The following is a 22,883-nucleotide window of genomic DNA, read 5'->3' as shown; positions in this document are numbered from 1 at the left end:
ATGACCACTAGTATATTAAAGAAAATAGCCGAGCATAAATTATTAGAAGTACAGAAAGCAAAAAAAGAAAGGCCTTTGCAAGAACTAGCTGTTTTAGCTTTAGATCAACCACGTGATTTTGTTGCTGCAATTAAGTACTCTCGTCCTGCCATCATCGCCGAAATAAAAAAAGCATCTCCCAGCAAGGGTATTATTCGGGAAGATTTTGATGTAGTAACTATTGCTAAGATTTACGAAAAAAATGGAGCAAGTTGTTTATCTGTACTTACTGATAAACAATTTTTTCAAGGTAATAATAATTATTTGGCACTGGCTAAGCAGAGCACTTCCCTACCTATTTTAAGAAAAGATTTTATTATTGATAGTTATCAAATTGCAGAAAGTCGCGAATTAGGAGCCGATTGTATTTTATTAATTGTTGATTTATTAAGTGATATGCAATTAATGGATTTCTGCCAGGAAGCGCAGGCTTTAGATATGGCTGTTTTAGTTGAAAGCCATAATCGAGAAGAACTTGAACGAGCCCTTAAACTACCCACCCCTTTAATTGGTATTAATAATCGTAGTCTGCATACATTTGTTACTACTTTAACTACGACACTTGAATTAGCGAAAGACATTCCTGCCGATAAACTTATCATTACTGAAAGTGGCATTAACACGCCTAATGATATTATTCTCATGCTAGAAAATAATATTAATGTATTCTTAATTGGCGAGAGTTTAATGCGAGCAACAGATATTGGTAAGCAATTACAAGCATTTATCCAAGCCAAATAAGTCATTTTTTATTTAGTTCTAAATTGCCCTATATTTGTCTTGCTGTGCTAAATTTAGCATAATACGACCTTTTAATTTATTTTATAATCAATGTCTAAAAATATCTCACTAAATCTATTAAAAAGCATTGTTGAATTTGCACAAACCAATCATGACGGCCAAACAGCAAATTATATTCCTGAACTTGCGAATGTAGATAATGACCTAACAGGTATCGCTGTAACCGTTTTAAATGGGAAAAGCCTTTCTTACAGTAATATGCCTCTCTTTCCCGTTACTCTACAAAGTACAGGCAAATTAATCCCACTTATTGGCTTATTAGAAGAGCTAGGCCCAGACAAAGTGTTTCAATGGGTCAAGGTAGAGCCTTCAGGTGATGATTTTGCCTCAATTACGCGCCTTGAACAATTTGGACCTAAACCTTCAAATCCTATGCTAAATGCAGGTGCAATAACTCTTTGCTCACATATTCCCGGTGTAGGAGAACAACAATTTGCCTGGTTAGAGCATTGGGTACAAAAACTTTTTAATCAGCGCTTAAGTATCAATCCTCTTATTTTTGCTTCTGAAAAAAGAACTGGTAACCGCAATCGCTCCTTAGCTTACTTATTAAAAAGCCGTAATAACTTACGTACTGATGTTTATGAAACACTGGACTTGTATTTTACTATTTGCTCCTATGAAGCCCAATTGGAACAAATGATTTACCTGCCAGCCCTCCTTGCTAATGCAGGTCGTGATCCAATGACTAATGAGAAAATTATTTCTCCTGAAACATGTAAAATAACATTAGCAATTATGGCAACTTGTGGATTATATGATGAAACAGGAACTCATATGGTAAAAACAGGAATGCCTGCTAAAAGTGGTGTTTCAGGATATACTATTGCTGTTGTACCAGGTAAAGCAGGTATAGCAGTTATTAGTCCTCGCGTAAACTCTAAGGGCAATAGTATACGTGGTGAAATCATGTTGCAAAAACTCTCTGAGGAGATGAATTGGCATTTTGCTTTACCTTAATACTTTGTTTGCAGAGTAACGACAATTCAATATTAGATGTCTTTGAAAACTTATTAGTTTCTAAAGATGTCTATTTTATTGCAAGTTAAACAATTGTATCGTTGTAAAAGTTTCCATGTAGACCAAAAGGTAAATGGATGGGCAAATATGCCTCTGCTAATAACTGCATTGATAAAGCGTCTATGATTATTAAAGTGGATAATTGCGTATTTATGTCAAATGCTATAGACAATAAAATCCCATCATCCTCTGACTGACAGTGAGGTTTTGATACAAACAAAGCTTCACCAACATAATTATCCTTTTTACGCCAATGTTGTATGCTGCCCGTTTGAGTATTCATTTTTTGTATGGTATTAAAAAATTGATTATTTGGACCATCGATCGAATTTGTATAGATAAATTGATAATTATTTCCATTACATCTTTTGTAGTTTATTCGTGGAAATTCCTGATTGTTGCTGGTTAAAATTTCTTGGTTACAATTTCTAGCTTGAGTATCAACAACATACCGCTTTATTGCGCCAGTTGGTAAAGTCGGTTTACTCGAGCAAAGATTCGATAAATATAATTTATCATATGGATTACCTGCTTGCTGGCATATTAAATCTAAAATGATTTCATTTTTATGTTCATAAGCATTTATGCTATGTATGCACACAAAAGGCTCTGCCTCTATTTCATGTAGTTTTCCGTTTCTTCTATCAACAATAACAAACACGGATGGCAAATTTTCTTTATAAGCCAAGGTATTATTAAAAGGCAACCCGAATAATAATTTAAATTTATTTATAACTAAGGGTGATTTAAATAAGATAATATAGTTTCTGGTGATACTAAAACTATGAATATAGAACAAATTATGAGATAAATAGGTTTGAATAATTTTACGTGTTTTACTTAAAGGATCTATTTTATAGATATGGTACTTATTAGCTTTACCAACCTCAATAGCGATATTAATTAATTCGCCAGTAGTAGGATCAAAATGAGGATGCGCCGTAGTAAGATGCTCTGTGATTTTATCGTTAAAATTAAAGTTTTTCGTTGTACTTAGATTTTTAATGTTAAATGAAACAACGTTTTTACTTTCTGTCATAGCAATATAACTATCATCAATACGAGTTGTATTTACAACACAATTGTCATGTAATTTACTACCAACTAACTCCTTTAAAGAAAATAATACCCTTCCTAATTTAGATTTACTTGCATAAGTGCCAAACTCATTAGCATTCAATTTACCACGCCTATTGCTTTCAATATATTCTTGTGATTGTAAAAACTGATTTTGAAAATGAATACAGCCTGACTTAAAGGTAAATTTTTTAAGCATAGCAAAACCATCAAACCAATGATTAAAATTAGTTGATCCAACCTCAAATTGGCTAGGCCCAATGCTAATAAAACTTCCTGAAAGCCATGTTGGAACTTCACCATGAATGTGAAGTTCCTTAAGTATTAGCTCTTCGTATTGAGAAGCATATGCTTTAAATAAGCACGGTTGTATCTGTTGCATCTTAATGGGTTAATAATATGTTAATTAATAAATATTATAGCTAATAACAATAATCGTTATAGTTTAGTTTAGTAAGCTAGATAAACTAGGATTGAGCTTAACCATAGCTATATTTAAAATGAATTATAGCGCCTCGAACATTAGCATTATTTCTTAACTCTTGCATACTAATTACTGCATGCGGGCGAAAATCATAAGGGCCAATTAATACGGAAGTCCCTTTAGTCAGCGGTTGAATAAGTACTGAAAATCCTAACTTTTTTAAACGACTAACAAAAGCAATAGCATTAGCTTTTGTTCGAAAATGCCCCGCTGTAATATACCATTTAACGTTTTCAGATAATTTGGCTGCGGTATTTTTCTTCGTTTTAATTCTGTTGTCTTGTGCTAACAGTGGGCTATTTGAAGATTTTAATTTTAAAAGTTGTTTTTTATTAAAAGAGTTAATTATTTTTGCTCGCCAATCAAGCAATTTAGAACTATCTTCAATAATATCCATACTTTCTATAAGCTTTCCTTTGCTACGTCCTATACCAGTAGAGTTAAGATAAGGATTATCTTTATGCGTACCCTTAACCTGATAAAAATTTGAGGGTAAACTTGGTACACTATTTCCTTTCATATGAACAATAGTTGAGGCTGCATTTGTATTGTTAACAAAAAAAGGTAAGGCTAAAAAAATTACTCGTATTAACTTCATTGTTTATCACCTATCCATGTAAATATGTATTAAATTAATAAAAAGACTTTTAACATCAATCAATTGTGTATAAATTAGTTCTCACTTTACTTTAAAGTTTTAGTAGAAAAAATTGACAATTTTAAAACAAGAATTAGCACCTGTTACAGTGACCGAGCTTAACCAACAGGTTCGTGCTTGGTTAGAGCATGAACTGGCTAATGTTGCAGTATTAGGTGAACTTTCTAACCTAACTCAACCAACGTCAGGCCATCTCTATTTTACCTTAAAGGATCAAAATGCTCAGATACGATGTGTTTTCTTTCGTAATTATCAAACGTATAACAGCAGGCAATTTAAAGACGGGCAACAAGTTATTGCTCATGGTAAATTAAGTTTATATGAAGCAAGGGGTGATTATCAACTAATTGTTCAAAGCTTAACCGAAGCTGGTGTTGGTGAATTATATCAGCAATTTGAGCAACTAAAAAAAAGGTTAGAACAGCAAGGCTTATTCGCCGAACATCTTAAGAAGGCACTTATACGTTTTCCAGCAGTTATTGGCGTTATTACTTCACAAACAGGTGCAGCTATACGGGATATTTTATGCACCTTAGCAAGACGATTTCCCCTAGCGGATGTTATGATATACCCTTGTGAAGTCCAGGGAAAAAGAGCAGCTGAACAACTTATTAATGCTATTTCGCGAGCCAATGCTGATAAGCATGCTGATGTACTTTTGCTTGCTCGTGGTGGTGGAAGTATAGAGGACCTATGGCCTTTTAATGATGAGCAGCTCGCTTTTGCTATTCATAAAAGTAAAATACCTATTATCTCCGGGGTTGGCCATGAAACAGATTTTACTATTGCTGATTTTGTAGCTGATTTACGGGCAGCCACCCCCACTGCCGCGGCTGAAGCTGCAACACCAGATAAAGTGGAATTACTTAATCTTTTAAATACGTTTAAAAAACGAATGCATGTTGCTATTTGTCGGATTATCCAGCAACAGCGTCTAATTCTGGCGCATAAGATAGCAACCCTTTCATCCCCTGAACAACTTATTGCTCAGCACTGGCAAACAATAGATTACTTAGAAAAACAATTAAATCAGCATATAACGAAGATATTACGCAACTATCACCACCGGATTAACCTTAGTTTAGCCACTTTAATGGCTAAGAATCCTATTACTGAAATTCAACACTTAAAATTATCTATGCAAAAAGCAAAACAAAATTTGGATAACTTAATTATTCAGAAAGTAGAACAGCTTAAACACCATTTAATCCGTCATTTAGCAACACTGCATGCGGTTAGCCCTTTAGCTACCTTAGAAAGAGGATATGCTATAGCTAGCTATCATGATCAGATACTAATTAATAGTAAACAAGTTAAGCCTGGTGAAAAGATTAAAGTACAACTTGCTAAAGGAAATTTAACTTGTAATGTCACTAATAAAGAAGATGTAAACGATGCTTAATGAAATTAGTAATAGTTTGAATCAAATTATTAACAATACGCAAACAAACTTACCCGTATTAATTACCATTATGGTTGTTCTTTGGGGTATTTTTTTTATAAATTTATTTTTATTTCAACAACGGCTTTTATATCTAGGTATTATTCCTAGGCGGTTGATTGGAATTCCCGGTATTTTATTTGCACCATTTTTACATGCAAATTTTAATCACTTATTTTTTAATTCTATCCCTTTATTAGTTTTAAGCGATTTTATTTTAATCGATGGATTTATTTATTATCTTATTGTAACGCTTATCATTATTTTAGGAAGTGGCTTATTAACTTGGCTTTTTGCAAAACCAGGAATACATATAGGTGCCAGTTCATTAATTACAGGTTATTGGGCCTTATTAGTCGCAAATATTTATTCGCATGAGAGTATTACTGCGGTTATTTTAGGAATTATCTCTGTCTATTATTTTGCTGGTATATTTTATGGTATTTTTCCAGGCAAGCGAGGTGTTTCGTGGGAGGGTCATTTATTTGGTTTGATAACAGGCTTTGCAACGGCTTATTTTTTACCTTATATAGTTGATTTTATCATGCGTTTAAGTATTACCTTCCTTGGTAATACTTAATATTTTGTATCAATCAATAAGAAAATTAATGTGTTAACGCAAAACTTCTTAACTTTCTTTGCTCTACTAGTAATAAAATGAAAAAACCCGATACACCAATACATAATGTAAAGGGAATAACGCTAATCCCATAAATAAAGGAATGAGCTACATCTGTTTCTTTAAAGTAGTTTATTACGATACCAATTGCGGTGTGGATTGCATAACCAAAACTCATAATAATCATATTAGCAATAGCTGTTGTTAAGCCAGCTACATTCTCAGGCATATAAGTTGAAGCTTTATAGATAGCCAATATTTGATAGGCACAACAAATGCCTACAATTGTAAAAGCAAACATCATGCTTTCTGTTGTAAAAAAACCAACTACCAAACCTATGAAATTCAGCAACATAACTAGGCCAGCTAAAGTAATAACAAGTAAATAGTTACCTATTTTTTCGGCAAGAAAACTTAAAGCTGGCGCTCCAAAGCACATACCCAAGAAAATTAAAGAAGGCAAATAACTTGCTGTACTACTATTTAAATTATAAAACTGCCTTAAAAAAGCTGGCCCCCAAACATCTGCAAAGCCCTCTAAAGGGCCCACCATAAATCCTGCAAATAAACACAGTAGAATGACATACTTATTAGTAATAACCAACTTAATATCACTAAGAACGGTCGTTGTCTGCACTTCTTTTAAATCAGGTACGATAAAATAAGTTAACAATGCTAATAGGGCCCCAAAAAGTGCAAAAATTTTGATAACATCATCATAGCCTACTAAATCATATAGATAGCGAAGTGGCCCTCCACCATAAATGGCACCTAATAAACCAATTGTGACAGAAAAACTCAACATTCGGGTAAAATGCTGTTCATTAAATGTCATGCGAATTATCTTAAAAATACCTAATATCGCGGCTGATGAACCCATGCCTATAAGTGCTCTTCCAATAATAGGATAAATCCAATTACTAGCATAAATTAAAGGTAACAACCCAACTACGCTAATAAGTATACAGCCTGTTAAAACTCGTTTTGGGCCAAAACGATCAAGCATAATACCTATAGGAAGATGCATTAAAGAATAACCAATATAATAAATACCTGAATATTGCCCATAAATTGCCGTATCGATGTGAAAGCGGTGTGTAATATTATCGATCATGACACTAGGCATTACTCTTAGAATATACTGATAAGCATAAAAGATGGACGCTATTAACCAAACAATCCAGGCTATTGAACGGGTGCGCACGAATTATTCTCCATATTATGTAGACTTAGGATTTTCTAAATTAGAAATCTCGAAATTAATGATGTAAAAATGCTTATATTAATCCGCCGCAGCGGAGGAGAATATTCAAAGGTAATAAAATTAGCAAAAATGCATTAGCTTTTTTCAGGTGGTGATAATGCATACTTAATTCCTAAGCCAAACTACTAATAAAATTTAACGCAGTTTAGCCATAATAAATGCATTTCCCTTAAAATGCAAATCAATTAATATCATTCGTTTTATTAATCAAGGTTTAGCTGTTAAATTTAAATTTTGTTTAATCTATAGTTGAATTCAATACTTTTAAAAAATGTAGCTATGAATTTTAATTTTACAATTTTAATTGTACAGATATGCCTTCGCTCTTTGATTTACACGTAATAGCCAAATTTTTAATATCTTGTAACGATAAAAAATTTTGTATCTGCACACTAGTTTCAACTGGCAAATCGAATTCTTTATTTGAAAATTCAAGTCGTGAAAAGAAGCTGCAAGCTATATGCTCTTTATAATGCTTAGTATCTATATTTAGCGCTTTAAGTATAATTTTTGTTGCTTGATGGGCTTCATAAGAAGTTAGACCAGAGCCGCTTGTAAAATTTTTGTTAATATAGTCTGCAAATTTTTTGGTAAACTCTTCCTTTACAAACTTACTGCAGTTTTTAGGCAATGAAACAACAACAAAATTATCATACTCATAAATTGCTTTAAGATTTGATTCAGGATCAAAGTTACGTTGAATTGGTGAAATATTAAGTCCATTTTCCCAATCAGTTTGTTTTCTACCGTTAGTACTATTTGAATCAGTAACTTCTTCACAAACGTACTTATAAGTTCGCCAAAAAGACATTTCATAATAGCGTTGTCGTCCATGCTGATGTTGATAACTTGATACAGTAAAATTAATTTTTATTAACATTTTTATCACCTAAGCATCTGAATTTCATTTAATTTATTTCGAATTGAATAATAATTGTTTTATGTTTGCAAGGAATAAATTTTTTGAGCTTTTAGATTTTTTTTATTAACCCAGCATATTTTGTTAATATGCTAAATGAAAAGATTATAAAACTTAACGCAGTAAAGACATAAAATATTTTCTACAAAATGCGAATCAATAAATATCAGGGCTCTTATTAATCAGCATTTAAGGTATTAGGTTTAAATTTCTTTTCAAACTGTAAAACTACCCCGCTTAAAATTAAACTGATCACAACAAATACAACTGCTTGAGCAATATTATGAAAAGGCAAAAATGTAATTGCTATAATATTCAGAGTTAATCCAAGCCAAGGAATAATGCTAGGAATATAAAATATTTCATTATTCTTTTTGCCTTTATCATTTAGCTTAATTTTAATTAAAGCAATATTACTAAAGGAGAACACCATTAAAACTATGGTACTGGTAGCACCAGCAAGTTCAGATAACGATCCCATAAATCCTAAAATTAATACAACAGGAAAGATGAGTAAAATAGCAATATAAGGCGTATGATACTTGCTATGTACTTTTTGTAGGAACTTCGGCATAAGCTTACTTTCAGCCATACCATAAAGTAAGCGTGAAGCCGTAATATAATTTAATAAAGTCGTGTTAGATACAGCAAAAATAGCAATAATTGGAAATAAATAAAGGGGAAATGCTGGATATGATCTTCTAACGACATCAAACAAGGGTGCATCCGACTGAGCAAGTTCATTGCCGGGAATAATGGCTGTTGCCATCCAACTTACAGCCAAATATAAGATTCCAGCAGCAGCCAGGGAAGATAAAATAGCACGTGGAATATTCTTTTCTGCATCTTTTGTTTCTTCAGCAACATTTACTAAATCTTCAAAACCTGTGAAAGCAAAGAAGGCCAACGCTGCACCCCTAAAAATATCTCCTATTCCAGGTAGTTTATCTAAGCTTGTTATATTTAATTGTTTATCTGAATTTAATAAAAACCAGATACCACAACCCAATACAATTAAAAGACCACTTAACTCTATCAATGTACTAATGATATTAGCTATAGACGACTGCTTTATACCCCGAATATTAATGCCTAATAAAATACTTAAAAAAATAAAAATAGCCAACCATTTAGGAAGGTTAAAGCCAAACGCTCTAAGGTATCCGACAAAGGCTTGGGATAGCGTTGCCATAGAAAAAATGGTTGCACTAAATAGAAGTAAACCTACAAAAATTGATACCCATTTTTGGTTAAAGGCCTCTTGTATAAAGATCGATACGCCACCACTTTTGGGAATTCGGCTAACAAGTTCGCTATAACTAAGTGCCGTGAGCAATACAATGCTCATTGCTAAGGCAAAAGAAAGCCAAGTTAAAGAGCCAGCATGGCCTGCTATTTTTCCAACAATGGAATATATACCTGCTCCAAGAATATCACCTATGCCGTAAACCACTAAAGCACTTAAGCCAAGAGCTCTAACAAGACCTGTTTGGGAGTCCCTCATCTTTAAACGTCCTTGTCAAAAATAGTAATTTGAAATAAATTTTTTAATTATTAAATATTAAAAATAGATTTAATTTTAAATTAGTAATACGTATCCAATATAAAATTGATCAAAAGAAATCCAATTTTATCTATATAAAAACACATAGATCGGTTTTTAATAATCTCTTAATCTATCTTCGATAAAATCAGATATAAGCCAATCAGTTCACTGTCTGTTTATCATGAAAAAGAAATTTGAAACTAAACTAAGAAATACATTTAACGGATTATTTTCATCATCAAATCAAAGTATAGATACCAAGGGAAAAACACCAGGTTCATCTTCAGATGAAAAAAGGAAAAGGCCCGATTCTAATGATAAGATTGATTCTATAACGAAAGCACAAGCACTTACTAGGGGTTTTTTAGCAAGGAAAAATTATGGAATTCAACAATTATCTCAAAAAGAATTACAACTGTATCCTATCTTGATAAAAGGGAATGATCCTGAACTCTCTAAAGAGCAAGAAAAAGAGCTGCCTAGGCATATTAAAAAAGAAAAAATTGCCCTTATTGGCACATCTGGTATGCGCTCAGTTGAATTAGCTTGTCAGTTAAGTGAAGGTGCCCCTAAATTAATTGTTTTAGATAATAGCGTACAAGTTACTCTCTTCTGGCGAAAGGTCAAAGAAATAATTCACCACGTCAAAAATGAAAAAGAGTTCCTTAATGAATTAGAAGCTTATATATCTAAAGATTGCAAAGAACTTGATTTATCACTCTATCCATTTGGCAATAGGTTTTCTAAGAAGTTAAATAACCCTAATCACACTTTAAAAGAATTTAATTATTTAGAAAAGCTTTTCAAAAGCTATGGTTTTGAGCAAATAAAAGCAATCATTTCTAATATGTCTATTATAAAACAATCTTGGTCTGAGAAAGACATACTCGTTAAAATAAAAAATATTTTAGCTCGTCATGATATAACAACTATTTATGCTTATCCATCTAATATCGTTGCATACATGAATGATGATATCGAGGAAGCAGAAAAAATTTTAGAAAATATTAAAAAGCTCAACCCTGAAATAGCTATCCATACTGACTCTGTTTATTTCAGTGGTGAAGGCAATAGACCTGAAAATCTTTATCTCGTACCTAAAAATAAGCATAATCCGTCTGATGTAAGAAAAGTACTAAAAATTGAAAATATCCTAGAATGCCAAAGCTTGAAAAGTGAGTTCTTAAATGGATGAAATGAGGTAATAATAGGTTGGTTTTGACTTATTAAGTAATCTAAGTTAAACAACTATTTCTAATTTATCATTCCTGTATAGCCTACCATCTATTTTATACTAACTCTGATGCACAAGACATGATAGATTCCCAAATACAAAGGTATGATATGATTTTGCAAGGTTTAGCAATTAAACAAAAATAAATAAGATTAGATTAATCATTTATTTCATTTGCAAAAGGAATCGACTAAATTATATTTGATCGAAACTTTAATAAGGACATTTTATGAAAATAAAATTAATTACAAGTGCTTTTGCAGCTTTAACATTAGTTACATTTTCAGTGCAGGCGAATTGGGTATGCAATGTTTCTAATTTAAAAGGTCAGCACTGGACCTTTGTTGCACCTACAGCAGCGAGCGCGCAAGCTATGGCAAAAAACACCTGTGATGCAAATAGTGTTAATCCAAATAATTGCAATCCTACTTGTGTTGATAATGGCGTAAGTGGTGGTCGTTGGCATTGCGTTGTTAGTAACTTAAAGGGCGATCACTGGTCTTTTTTTGCACCCAGCCAGGATCAAGCTTTTGCTATGGCTAAGAATGCTTGTGATGCAAATAGCATAAACCCTAACAACTGTAACCCTTCTTGCTTACCTGAATAATAAGAAAATAATCTTCCACTTAATTTCAATTTAAGTGGAAGAATTAATCTCAGCTTTTAATTATAATTTTTTACCGAAAATTATAATAGTTATAGTATACTGCCTGATTATTTTTTGCTTAATTGTAGTATTATGCTGACATCTATTCCAAAACCTGGCAAAAAACAAACTTGGGGCCAATTATATGGCTCAAGCCTTCCCTTAGTATTAGCTCAATACTTTCAAAAAAACGCCGGCATTAAATTAATTATTACGCCAGATAATTTAACTGCTACGCAATTACTTGAGGAGCTACAATTTTTCTATAGTTCTTCTAATTCAGAAGAAATACTTTTTTTTCCAGATTGGGAAACACTGCCCTATGATCAATTTTCACCGCATCAAGATATTATTTCTGAACGCTTATTGACTTTAAGTCGCGTGCAACAAACGAGCAACGCGATTATTATAAGCTCAATTGCTACGTTAATGCATCGACTAGCACCGCCTCAATTTCTTCATCAATATGCCTTTATACTTAAAGAACAGCAAAAATTAGATTTATCACAATTTCAATATCATTTGCAAGAAGCAGGTTATTATGCAGTTAATAAAGTACTTGAGCGAGGCGAATTTGCTATTCGAGGCTCTATTATTGATGTCTTTCCTATGGGAAGCACGCATCCATTTAGAATTGAACTTTTTGATGATTATATAGATAGCTTACGTCGGTTTGATACTGAAACACAGCGTACCATTGCTAAAATTGAAGAAATTAAATTGCTACCCGCAAAAGAATTTCCTTTAAACGAGTCAAGCATTACTTTATTTCGTCGCTCATTTAGGGAGCAATTCCCAGGAAACCCAAGTTTAATTCCTATTTATGAATCCGTCAGTAATGCACAATTTCCTTCTGGTATCGAATATTACTTACCCTTATTTTTTACCAATACTGTTACGTTTTTTGATTATCTTCCCAAAGATGCTACTATTTTTACAATTGATGATATTTCTACTCAAGCAGAAACATTTTGGCATGAAGTAACTTCTCGTTATGAACAACGTCGCTACGATGTTTCACGTCCTTTACTACAACCGGAACAAGCCTTTATTTCAGCTAATGAAATTCTAACTAAAGCAAATCTTTATCAGCAAATTCATTGTTATCATGATAAAAAAGAAAAGAAAAATGTCTTTAATTTCCCTATTCAAGCTGGGCCTTCTTTATTTATCGATCGCAAAGCAGCTAATCCCTTAAAAAAATTGGCTGATTATTTAGCTAATCCTGATAATCGATTTCTTATCGTTGCAGAAAGTGCAGGTAGACGTGAAGTACTGCTTGATTTAATGAAGCAGCAAAATTTATCAGCAATCCTTTACAATACTTGGCAAGATTTTCTAAATAGTAATCACCATACGGGTATTATTGTTGGTCCCTTAGCAGATGGCGCTGAATTAATTGAGGAAAAAATTGTGCTTATCACTGAGGCACAATTGTATGGTGATTACAGTACTCCGCAACGGCGAAGCACGACTAAATCGGTTGATCCTGATTTAATCATTCGCGATTTAGCAGAACTTCAATTGCATGCACCAGTTGTACATTTACAATTTGGTGTAGGACGCTATCAAGGTTTAAAAACCATTCAGAATGATGGTACTGCCAACGAATTTCTAGTTTTAGCATATGCAGGTGATGATAAAATCTATGTACCTGTAACGTCTTTACATTTGATCAGCCGTTACACTGGTTTAGATAGTGAGCATGCACCCTTACATCGACTAGGTAGTGATCAGTGGCAAAAAGAAAAGAAAAAAGCAGCTGAAAAAATTCATGATGTCGCCATCGAATTACTGGAAATCTATGCTAAACGTGAGACCAAACCTGGGTTTATTTACCAAATTGATCAACAAGAATATCAACGCTTTGCCAGCGGATTTCCATTTATTGAAACACCTGATCAAGCACATGCCGTAGAGCAAATCAAGCAAGATATGCAATCGCCACGCCCCATGGATAGATTAATTTGTGGTGATGTCGGTTTTGGTAAAACCGAAGTTGCTATGCGCGCTGCTTTTCTCGCAGTACAAAATAGTAAGCAAGTTTGCGTTTTAGTTCCTACTACCTTGCTTGCGACGCAGCATTATGAAAACTTCCGAGATCGTTTCGCTGATTTTCCTGTCAATATTGAATTGCTTTCTCGCTTTCGTAGCACCAAAGAAACCGCAAAAATTATTGAGTCATTAAAAGATGGGCGTGTCGATATTGTTATTGGTACGCATAAACTTTTTTCTAAAGACATTCAATTTAAAAATTTAGGCCTATTAATTATCGATGAAGAACATCGCTTTGGTGTGAAACAAAAAGAACATATTAAAGCATTGCGTTTAAACGTAGATATTTTATCAATGACAGCAACACCTATACCTCGTACATTAAATATGGCTATGGCTGGCATTCGCGATATTTCTTTAATAGCAACACCGCCAGCAAAGCGCCTAACCATTAAGACATTTTGGCAGGAAAAAACAGACAATATTATTCGAGAAGCATTATTACGAGAGATTCTACGTGGTGGGCAAGTTTTCTTTGTTCACAACAATATTGAGACCATTGAGAGAATAGGTCAAGAATTACAGCAACTCGTCCCTGAAGCTAAAGTACGCGCGGCACACGGTCAAATGCGTGAACGTGAGTTAGAAAAGATCATGTCTGACTTTTATCATCACCGCTTTAATGTTTTAGTCTGTACAACAATTATTGAAACAGGCATAGATATTCCAACTGCTAATACAATTATTATTGATCGGGCAGACAAATTTGGTTTAGCTCAATTGCATCAACTACGAGGGCGAGTTGGTCGCTCCCATCATCAAGCTTATGCGTATCTTCTAACGCCCAATCAAAAGTTACTAACAAGAGATGCGGTAAAACGTTTAGAAGCAATTGTTTCTTTAGAGGATTTGGGTGCAGGCTTTACATTAGCAACTCATGACATGGAAATTCGAGGCGCAGGTGAATTATTAGGTGAAGAACAAAGCGGCAATATGCAAGCCATTGGCTTTAACTTATTTATGGATATGTTAGATAAAGCCGTAGAAGACTTGAAAGCAGGTAAAACGCCCGAACTTACTGCGCCCATGCAACAAGGCCCTGAAATTGATTTACGAATGAGCGCTATTATTCCTGAAGATTATATCAATGATATTCATACCCGTTTAATTATGTATAAACGAATTGCAAATGCCAAAGATAAAGATCAGTTAAGAGAATTACAAATAGAAATGATTGATAGGTTTGGCCTTTTACCACAGCCGGTTAAAAATTTAATTTTAATTACGGAGCTTAAATTACTAGCTACGCAACTAGGCATTAATAAAATCAATGCTTCAGAGCAACAGGGAAAAATTGAATTTAGCGAAAATCCTAAAATTAATGCCAGCGTTTTAATTAACTTAATTCAAGTCCATGCAAAACGCTATCAACTCGAAGGGCCAACTAAATTACGTTTTATACTCGATAAAGTTACTGCCGAAGAACGTATTTTTGAGATTCAGACGCTTTTATTGAAGTTAGCGTAGGTTGGGCCGTTGGCCCAACAAATCCTTGATTAAAGTAAAAACTTATTTATATAAATTCATGGGAAAATTCAGTCTAATCCAATGTAATATCACAAAAATTTTTTGCCAAGTGCAGCTTATTTTTATAGTTAATCAAGTCACTAGAATAAATGGCATGTAAATTAAAAAAGGCGATTGAGTATCTTACGTAATCTCCTACATCTGAGGTAAGACATAGCAAATCGGTAATCACTTTGAAGTAGGTGGGCTTGTTGGGCCGAGTGGCCCAACCTACAATAGTGTCATCGATTGCGAAAAAAACTACTAATACCGGAATGCTTTTTATCATGCTCATTAGGTATTGGCTGAGACGAGTTATTACCTGGAAAGGAAAATGCTGCATTTTGTCCCTTTAAACTTAGAATTTCATTTTGCATCTGGCGCATATCACTTTTAATGTTTTTTGTTAAATTATTGTTTTCGAGAATGAGTGATTGTAATTGATTAAGTACGCTAATATTGCTTTGACTATCAAAACTTCTTTGGGCTTCTAATCTACTCAGTTCGGTCATAAAAGTTGTACTGGTTAATTCAAGCTTTTGCTGTAACTCTTTAATTTCTTTTTTTGCCTTATTTAACTCATCAAGATGAAAAGCATTTTCTTCGCCCAACTCTGTAAAAACAGTCTCTAGACTCCGTAATTTTTTGACAGCCACGCTTGATTCTTCTTCACCAAATAAAAGTTGAGCGACTCTATGTACTTCTTCATTTACTTTCTGGTCAATCTTCGTGAGGCTCTCAGAATTTTCATCAACTAAGTAAACTTGAATTTTTAATTTAATGAACTCCATTAATTTTTTGACATCGCTCTCAATTACATTTTGTTTTTCTATAAAATTTTTTGATGTATCTAAATTATTTTCTGGTTGAAGTATTAATTGCTGTGCTTGAAATATTATGTGTTTTACAAAGAGCATGACAGACATTCTGAAAGCTGAGTTTTCTATTCTAAATATATCAGAATAACTACTCTCCTTAGTTATATTTTCGAAGCTATATACGTAGATTTTTTCAATTTGTTCAGCTATAGATTCTAATTTTTTGAATAAAAACGAAGATGGCTCTTGTGTATGAGCATCATATAATCCTACCATCTCAACCATTAATTCTTCACAATAATTTACAAAAAGCGAAACACTTGGTATTGCTGTGTGCTCAGTTGATATAACAGATACAATTGTATTAATGGTATTTAAATCTATTTTCATAAAACTTCAAAATTAATAAAAAATGAATTTTATCATAATAAATTAATAATTTATAATTATCAGCAAGTTAAGGTATGCATGACCTAGCGTTCATTCATACTATTTAGATAAATTTAAACTAAGATTTTTATGGACAAAAAAAGTAAACAATTATTTCTAGGTGATGCTCAAAGTTATACAAAAGCAAGGCCAAATTATCCTGCCCAATTATTCTCTACCCTTTTTGAATATGCAAAGCCCTCTTTAAATACCAAACCCTTTATTATCGTTGATGTTGGTTGTGGAACTGGTATTGCTACACGCGGTATTTATGCATCCATACAAAAAAATACAATAGTATTTGGCATAGAACCTAATCTTAGAATGCTAGCAGAAGCTAATAAGATTGGTTTTAATAAAAATCTTATTTTTATTGCAGGACAAGCTGAAAATTTACCCCTAGAACATAGCACGGTTGATATTATATTAGTTGCACAAGCTATGCAATATTTTAACAGACAGATTTTTTATACCGAAGCTCAAAGAGTGCTGCGAACAAATGGCACCATTGCCATTATTGAAAATAACCGCAATTGGCAAGCAAGCCCTTTTTTAGAGTATTTTGAAATTTTCCTTGAAAAGAATTCCTATGATATAAATCAAAAGCATTATTCAAGAAATTATCGCGCTTTTCCTTTCAAAGAAGAGCTGACAAAATATTTTGCAAATACAATGGAAAAACAAGTGAACTGGGTAAAAGATATGGCCCCTGAAGCTTTCTGGGAAATGGCAAAATCATCGACTTCAGGACAACAAGCTATTAATAATTTAAGTGAAAAAGTAGCTAAGCAAAAATTACTGAAATTAGCTAATAATTATTTAGATCAACACGGCATGCTAAATATTCCATATATGTCTAAAATTTATTTAGCGAAAAAAATGTAAGTGTAGGTTGGGCCACCGGCCCAACAAATTCTTGTTTAAATAAAAAACTTTTTTATGGAAATTTCATGGAAAAATTCAGTTTAGTTTGTTGGGCCGATGGCTAAACCTACGCTTGCTAGTTAATATGAATAAAGATTAATTGAATCCGTATTGATATTTCGAGGTGTCTTCTTTATCTAACATTGGTTGCTGATTAAATAAGCTTGATCTACTAGATCCTATGCTAACTGGTGAGCTCTTTTTTGCTTCTAAATTTATCCTTTCTACAGTCTGCCTTATAATTTCACACTTATGTTCTTGCCCATTCGCTTCTATCATCGCAACAACAAACATAGCTTTTGGGTATTGCTCATGTAATTTATTCAATGCTTCTATTTGAAAATCAATTTGAATCGCTTCAATTTTAGCAAGAGGTATTAATTCACTCTTACTCGTTCTAAAGGGTAAAAACCCGTTTCCATTTAATGCAATTGTTTGCTCACCTGGTTTTGCTCTATTAGGACTTAATGCTTGATAAATGGTATTAATAATTTTATCAATGCCAGTTCTATAAGCAGCTAAATTTTTATCTGATAATAATGATTCTAGCTGCGCTGTAATAAAGCTTTCTTCTGAGAGATTAAAAGGTTTTTTTAAAAGAACATTAATTGCTGCCAACTCTTTTGAGCGAAGAATAGTATTGAAGTAAATAGCTATATCCTCTTTGGAGAGAGTAAATGTACTATCTTGATTAGAGCTAGTTCGGTTGGTCTTTAAATGGTTTTTAATAAAACCTATTTTATCTTGTTTACTTAATTGTCTAATTTCTTCCCTTTTAATTTCGATGCCATCACGTAGAGCAAGTAACTTATACATTTCTATGTAGACAAGGTTATCTAAATCTGAATAAAGTTCTTTTAAGTCGTTTACATCCACCTTATTCCCGTCTTTAAAGTGCGCTTCAAAATCATAAGCTATGTGTTGAACACTGTTTTGCGAGAAAAATAAGGTATTTGTGTCATTATCGTAATAATAACTATAAGGGTGATCGTTACCAAAAGATTGCTCAAGATTGTGATAGCTTACTACCCCCAATTTATCACACAGTAAGCTAATAGATGTTTCATCAAAGCTACCATTCGCTTTTAATTGTTCTGCTGCATTTAATAATTGCTTACGTATATTTTGTAACTCAGTTAACTTAGCTTGTAAAAAATCAGGAATGCTCGGCTCAGCAGGATTCGTTTTTTTAATTAATTTAAAAGATAAATCTTTTAGGAAAATATCTGGCATCCAATTTTTAAAAGTTGTTGGCTATATAAGGAATTAACAGAACGCATTTTAAACCAAGGTTGTAAGTCTTTAACTACATTTTCTGAAATAGCTATGCGCCATTGCTGTTCATCTAAGTATTTAATAAATACTTCCACATTTGCTTGGTCTAAAAAATTAATATTAAAATCACCCCCAACAATATCTCCATTTGTTGCAAGAGATAAGATTTTTTCGATATTTTCTTTTGCTGTACCATTAGAAGAGCCATGTACAGGTATAAAAGTTGCAGTAAAAATTTGATTAATTACTTGTATATCATCTTTTTTAGCGGTAGGTTTTACGGGCATTACTTCATCCTTTAATGAATTAAAATAATAATAAAAACTATAAAATATTATTGAAACTTATAGTTTTAATTAAAATTTCCAAGTTATTTTTGCTAAATTTTAAGATGGGCAGTTATTTAAAATCAATTCCTAAACTTAATTATTTTATTTTGTCTCAGTTGTCAGAAGAAATTTGTTTTAATAAACCTAGCTTTTTATCAGTCTTTAGAGCCTTATACGTTGCCCTCCTTTGAGTTCTAAAGCCAATTAATCACGGTATAAAATTATTCAACTTTTAGCTAAGAACGCCGATAAAGAAAAAAATTCTTAGGGGAAAGAAATGTCTTATCGTGATGGCTTAAAATTTAGCTATACCAAAATAGATGCTTTATTTTCTCAGGCAACTTACTCTTTCTCATTAGATAAACTTAATCGGTGAAATTAACTCAATTTACTTAATCTACAAAATATTAAATAATATTAAACTTAAGCATAACTAAATTAATAAAATATACAAATGCTCTATTAAATAAAATGACTTTACAATAGATACTGAATCTAACTAATTATCCTTTTAAAGTAAACTTACTAAGCTGTACCACCAACTGTTAAAGCATCAATCTTCAATGTGGGCTGGCCTACACCAACGGGCACTGACTGCCCATCTTTTCCACACACACCAATGCCTGGGTCAAGTGCTAAATCATTACCTATCATACTGATTTTTTTCATTACATCAGGCCCATTACCAATAAGTGTTGCGCCCTTAACCGGTTGAGTTATTTTACCATCCTCAATTAAATAAGCTTCACTAGCAGAAAATACAAATTGACCAGAAGTTATATCAACTTGCCCGCCCCCAAAATTAACAGCATATAAGCCTCGCTTGACTGAGCGAATAATTTCTTCTGGCTCATGTTTGCCGGCAAGCATATAAGTATTAGTCATGCGCGGCATAGGTAAATGAGCGTATGATTCGCGACGACAATTCCCGGTGGGTTGCATCCCCATTAAGCGGGCATTTAGTTTATCTTGCATATAATTAACTAGCTTGCCGTCTTCAATTAATGTTGTACATTGACTAGGTGTACCCTCATCATCGATAGTTAGAGAACCACGTCTATCAGGCAGCGTACCGTCATCAACAACAGTGACTCCTTTTGCTGCTACTTGCTGACCTAATTTACCAGAAAAAGCAGATAGCCCTTTGCGATTAAAATCGCCCTCTAAACCATGGCCTACAGCTTCATGTAATAACACCCCAGGCCAACCTGGGCCAAGTACTACAGGCATTGTTCCAGCGGGTGCTGCTTTAGCTTCCAAATTAATTAAAGCTTCACGCACAGCTTCACGTGCATATTCCAACGCTTTTTCTTGTTGCAAGAAATGAGAATAAGCGACACGACCGCCACCGCCTGAACGTGCTGCTTCACGTCGACCATTTTTATCTTCTACAATGACACTCACATTCACACTTACTAAAGGGCGAATATCAGCAACTAACTCACCATGTAATCCCGCAACCATAACAGCTTCATAGCAGCCACTTAAAGAAGCGTTAACTTGAATCACACGCGGATCAAGCCTTCTTGCTTCCTTATCAATGGCTTCTAATAAAGCAATTTTTTCTTGTTTTGTCATAGTATCGATAGGATTAATACTGGCGTATTTCGCAATAGGCGCACCTTTAATAGCAATTGAGTGTGTCGATTTTGCACTTGTTAATGCTATTGAACGAGCAGCATCTGCAGCACGCTCAATAGCCGATAAAAGGATATCATCACAATAAGCATAACCGGTTTTATCGCCACTTATCGCGCGTATACCTACGCCACGATCAATAGAATAGCTGCCACTTTTTACCGCAGAGTCTTCTAAATACCATGACTCATAAATACTACTTTGGAAATAAAGATCAGCATCATCTATATGGCGACCCATAAATGACTTTAACAATTTTTCAATTGCTGATTCATCAAGCGATGCAGGTTTTAAAATAATATCTTTAGCGAGAGTTAGTGCTTGAGTCATATGAGCCTACCTATTAAACACTGAAATAATTCATATAATTCTACGATTATAATCTATGATGCTGGTTACAGGGAAATCTCTGTCTGAGAATATCTAGTTGAGCTAAATCAATTGATGTACAAACTATACCGGAATTCTTAGTTTTTTCTGCCAATATTTTTCCCCATGGATCAATAATCATACTATGGCCATAGGTTTCTCGACCATTTTCATGTTTACCACCTTGATTAGGTGCTAAAACATAACACAAATTTTCTATAGCCCGTGCTCGTAATAAAATTTCCCAATGCGCAAGGCCCGTTATAGCAGTAAAAGCTGACGGAACAACAAATAATTGGGCACCTTTACTTTCTAATTGACGATAGAGTTCTGGAAAGCGCACATCATAGCAAACTGATAATCCTATACGACCAATAGGGGTGTCAACTACTACAACTTTATCTCCTGGCTCGACAGTAGCAGATTCAAGATAAGCCTCTCTATTAGCAACCTCAACATCAAATAAATGAATTTTATCGTATCTTGCTTGACATAAACCTTTATCATCAAAAACTAAGCAAGCTGAGTGTATCCGAGTGTCACTTGCCTTAATAGGTATAGTTCCAGCAATAAGCCATAGATTATATTCTTTAGCTAACCGACTTATACTATCTTGTATTAAACCACTACCAAACTCTTCTGCTATAGCTAATTTGTCAGTCTCTTTAATCCCCATAAACGCGAAATTTTCTGGTAATACTACAAGGTTAATACCTTGATCAACCACTTCCTGCAAGTATTTTTCTACTATACTTATATTAGCAGTAATCGAGCTTGATGAAGTCATTTGTATAACGGCTACTTTAACCATAATTCTTCCAATATTAAATGTAAAACTATAAGTATTTAAAAGCTTTAGGAATTTAACCTCTTGCATGCTATTTTAAGTGTGTATAGACTTGAAAAACCTAATAATTACCCCCACATATGCTACAATAACAGTATAAATTACTTTGGAGCGATATATGAAACAGAATGATGTAACGATTTTAAGCCAGCGCAATGAATCGGTACTAGCAACTAATAAGGTATTACGTAATACTTACCTTCTGTTAAGTATGACCTTTTTATTTAGTGCTTTTACAGCATATACTGCCTTTGCAATGAATGTAAGGCCGATGAATCCTATTTTAATGATTGTTGGCGTTTATGGATTGATGTTTTTAACTCATGCCTTAAGAAACAGTGCTTTAGGCTTAATTAGCGTCTTTGCTTTTACTGGATTTTTAGGCTACACATTAGGTCCAGTCCTTAATCTAGTGATGGCCAACTATACGAATGGTGCTCAATTAGTTGCGACTGCTTTAGGTGGTACAGGTATGATTTTCTTTGCATTATCAGGTTATGCACTGGTAACTCGTAAAGATTTTAGCTTCTTAGGCGGCTTCCTGTTTATTGGTGTTATGGTTGCTTTATTAGCTATGATTGCAGGAATTTTCTTTCAGATTCCAGCTCTACAATTAGCTATTTCAGCCGCATTTGTTTTAATTTCTTCTGGTTTGATTTTATTTCAAACTAGTGAAATTATTCACGGTGGCGAAACAAACTATATTTCTGCAACAGTGTCATTGTTTGTATCCATCTACAACCTTTTCATTAGCCTATTGCAATTATTAAGTGCATTTTCAGGCCGCGAATAAGCTCTTTCTCCGCTACTTGTCCCGGCACTTGCCGGGATTTTTTTATAAAAATCTGCGGGCATGCGAATAGAGTCCTCAAGCTTGCCTCCTTACTCACCTACGTCCCGTGGCTTATCCGCGAGATCCAGCGCTATAGCAACAGCCAGAATTCC

The 22,883-nt window shown here is 33.6% G+C and carries 19 protein-coding genes; 9 read left to right on the top strand and 10 right to left on the bottom strand.

From position 1 onward, the window contains the following. The gene (gene trpC, locus DYH30_RS06110) at positions 1-780 is read left to right on the top strand and encodes an indole-3-glycerol phosphate synthase TrpC (protein WP_115330796.1); all 780 of its coding nucleotides are present in this window, start codon (positions 1-3) and stop codon (positions 778-780) included. A 90-nt stretch (positions 781-870) separates the two neighbouring features. Continuing rightward, complete coding sequence (glsA, locus tag DYH30_RS06105; RefSeq protein ID WP_115330795.1) at positions 871-1,800, top strand: glutaminase A; 930 nt, start codon at positions 871-873, stop codon at positions 1,798-1,800. An 85-nt stretch (positions 1,801-1,885) separates the two neighbouring features. Here glsA and DYH30_RS06100 read toward each other — a convergent pair whose 3' ends face one another. After that, the gene (locus tag DYH30_RS06100; protein WP_115330794.1) at positions 1,886-3,319 is read right to left on the bottom strand and encodes a carotenoid oxygenase family protein; all 1,434 of its coding nucleotides are present in this window, start codon (positions 3,317-3,319) and stop codon (positions 1,886-1,888) included. A 97-nt stretch (positions 3,320-3,416) separates the two neighbouring features. After that, entirely contained in the window at positions 3,417-4,019 is a 603-nt protein-coding gene (locus DYH30_RS06095; protein WP_115330793.1) for an SPOR domain-containing protein, read from the bottom strand. Between the two features lie 112 nt (positions 4,020-4,131). Here DYH30_RS06095 and xseA point away from each other — a divergent pair, with 112 nt between their 5' ends. Both xseA and DYH30_RS06085 read left to right on the top strand, forming a co-directional pair. After that, complete coding sequence (gene xseA, locus DYH30_RS06090) at positions 4,132-5,481, top strand: exodeoxyribonuclease VII large subunit (RefSeq protein WP_242604642.1); 1,350 nt, start codon at positions 4,132-4,134, stop codon at positions 5,479-5,481. Further along, positions 5,474-6,100, top strand: coding sequence for a rhomboid family intramembrane serine protease (locus DYH30_RS06085; protein WP_115330792.1), 627 nt, complete (start codon positions 5,474-5,476; stop codon positions 6,098-6,100). Before xseA ends, DYH30_RS06085 begins: the two co-directional genes overlap by 8 nt. Before the next feature lie 25 nt (positions 6,101-6,125). Here the strand turns inward: DYH30_RS06085 and DYH30_RS06080 are convergent, their stop codons facing one another. The 3 genes from DYH30_RS06080 to DYH30_RS06070 all read right to left on the bottom strand — a co-directional run bounded on the left by DYH30_RS06080 (position 6,126) and on the right by DYH30_RS06070 (position 9,826). After that, positions 6,126-7,343 carry an MFS transporter gene (locus tag DYH30_RS06080; protein WP_278043108.1) on the bottom strand — a complete coding sequence of 406 codons (1,218 nt, stop codon included), beginning with the start codon at positions 7,341-7,343 and terminating at the stop codon, positions 6,126-6,128. Between the two features lie 352 nt (positions 7,344-7,695). Next, positions 7,696-8,283: an F-box protein gene (locus DYH30_RS06075; RefSeq protein WP_115330791.1), complete on the bottom strand. Its 588-nt coding sequence runs from the start codon at positions 8,281-8,283 to the stop codon at positions 7,696-7,698. Positions 8,284-8,500: 217 nt separating this feature from the next. Then, complete coding sequence (locus tag DYH30_RS06070) at positions 8,501-9,826, bottom strand: APC family permease (RefSeq protein ID WP_115330790.1); 1,326 nt, start codon at positions 9,824-9,826, stop codon at positions 8,501-8,503. A gap of 223 nt (positions 9,827-10,049) precedes the next feature. Between DYH30_RS06070 and DYH30_RS06065 the strand changes: the two genes are divergently transcribed. The 3 genes from DYH30_RS06065 to mfd all read left to right on the top strand — a co-directional run bounded on the left by DYH30_RS06065 (position 10,050) and on the right by mfd (position 15,270). Next, positions 10,050-11,063, top strand: coding sequence for a hypothetical protein (locus DYH30_RS06065; RefSeq protein ID WP_115330789.1), 1,014 nt, complete (start codon positions 10,050-10,052; stop codon positions 11,061-11,063). 268 nt (positions 11,064-11,331) lie between these two features. Next, positions 11,332-11,709 carry a hypothetical protein gene (locus DYH30_RS06060; RefSeq protein ID WP_115330788.1) on the top strand — a complete coding sequence of 126 codons (378 nt, stop codon included), beginning with the start codon at positions 11,332-11,334 and terminating at the stop codon, positions 11,707-11,709. 132 nt (positions 11,710-11,841) lie between these two features. Beyond that, the gene (gene mfd, locus DYH30_RS06055) at positions 11,842-15,270 is read left to right on the top strand and encodes a transcription-repair coupling factor (protein WP_115330787.1); all 3,429 of its coding nucleotides are present in this window, start codon (positions 11,842-11,844) and stop codon (positions 15,268-15,270) included. A gap of 281 nt (positions 15,271-15,551) precedes the next feature. On the opposite strand, the gene DYH30_RS06050 is transcribed toward mfd, so the two are convergent. Next, positions 15,552-16,517: a hypothetical protein gene (locus tag DYH30_RS06050; protein WP_115330786.1), complete on the bottom strand. Its 966-nt coding sequence runs from the start codon at positions 16,515-16,517 to the stop codon at positions 15,552-15,554. A 129-nt stretch (positions 16,518-16,646) separates the two neighbouring features. On the opposite strand from DYH30_RS06050, the gene DYH30_RS06045 reads away from it, so the two are divergent. After that, on the top strand, positions 16,647-17,441 hold the full coding sequence (locus DYH30_RS06045) for a class I SAM-dependent methyltransferase (protein ID WP_115330785.1): 795 nt from the start codon (positions 16,647-16,649) through the stop codon (positions 17,439-17,441). A 135-nt stretch (positions 17,442-17,576) separates the two neighbouring features. Here DYH30_RS06045 and DYH30_RS06040 read toward each other — a convergent pair whose 3' ends face one another. The 4 genes from DYH30_RS06040 to DYH30_RS06025 all read right to left on the bottom strand — a co-directional run bounded on the left by DYH30_RS06040 (position 17,577) and on the right by DYH30_RS06025 (position 21,902). Next, positions 17,577-18,713, bottom strand: a complete 1,137-nt coding sequence (locus DYH30_RS06040) for a hypothetical protein (protein ID WP_115330784.1) — start codon at positions 18,711-18,713, stop codon at positions 17,577-17,579. Continuing rightward, a complete protein-coding gene (locus DYH30_RS06035; RefSeq protein ID WP_115330783.1) occupies positions 18,695-19,042 on the bottom strand; it encodes a hypothetical protein in 348 nt (115 codons plus the stop codon). The genes DYH30_RS06040 and DYH30_RS06035 overlap by 19 nt, the downstream gene beginning before the upstream one ends. A 567-nt stretch (positions 19,043-19,609) precedes the next feature. After that, the gene (tldD, locus tag DYH30_RS06030; protein ID WP_115330782.1) at positions 19,610-21,052 is read right to left on the bottom strand and encodes a metalloprotease TldD; all 1,443 of its coding nucleotides are present in this window, start codon (positions 21,050-21,052) and stop codon (positions 19,610-19,612) included. A 46-nt stretch (positions 21,053-21,098) separates the two neighbouring features. Continuing rightward, positions 21,099-21,902 (bottom strand): carbon-nitrogen hydrolase family protein, encoded by an 804-nt coding sequence (locus DYH30_RS06025; RefSeq protein WP_115332513.1) that lies wholly within the window; start codon positions 21,900-21,902, stop codon positions 21,099-21,101. A 154-nt stretch (positions 21,903-22,056) separates the two neighbouring features. Here DYH30_RS06025 and DYH30_RS06020 point away from each other — a divergent pair, with 154 nt between their 5' ends. Next, positions 22,057-22,731 (top strand): Bax inhibitor-1/YccA family protein, encoded by a 675-nt coding sequence (locus DYH30_RS06020; RefSeq protein ID WP_115330781.1) that lies wholly within the window; start codon positions 22,057-22,059, stop codon positions 22,729-22,731. Positions 22,732-22,883: the final 152 nt, after the last annotated feature.

Source organism: Legionella busanensis, assembly GCF_900461525.1.
Lineage (GTDB): Bacteria > Pseudomonadota > Gammaproteobacteria > Legionellales > Legionellaceae > Legionella_C > Legionella_C busanensis.
The sequence above is the reverse complement of the archived record's forward strand: the minus strand, read 5'-3'. Positions and strand labels throughout refer to the sequence as shown.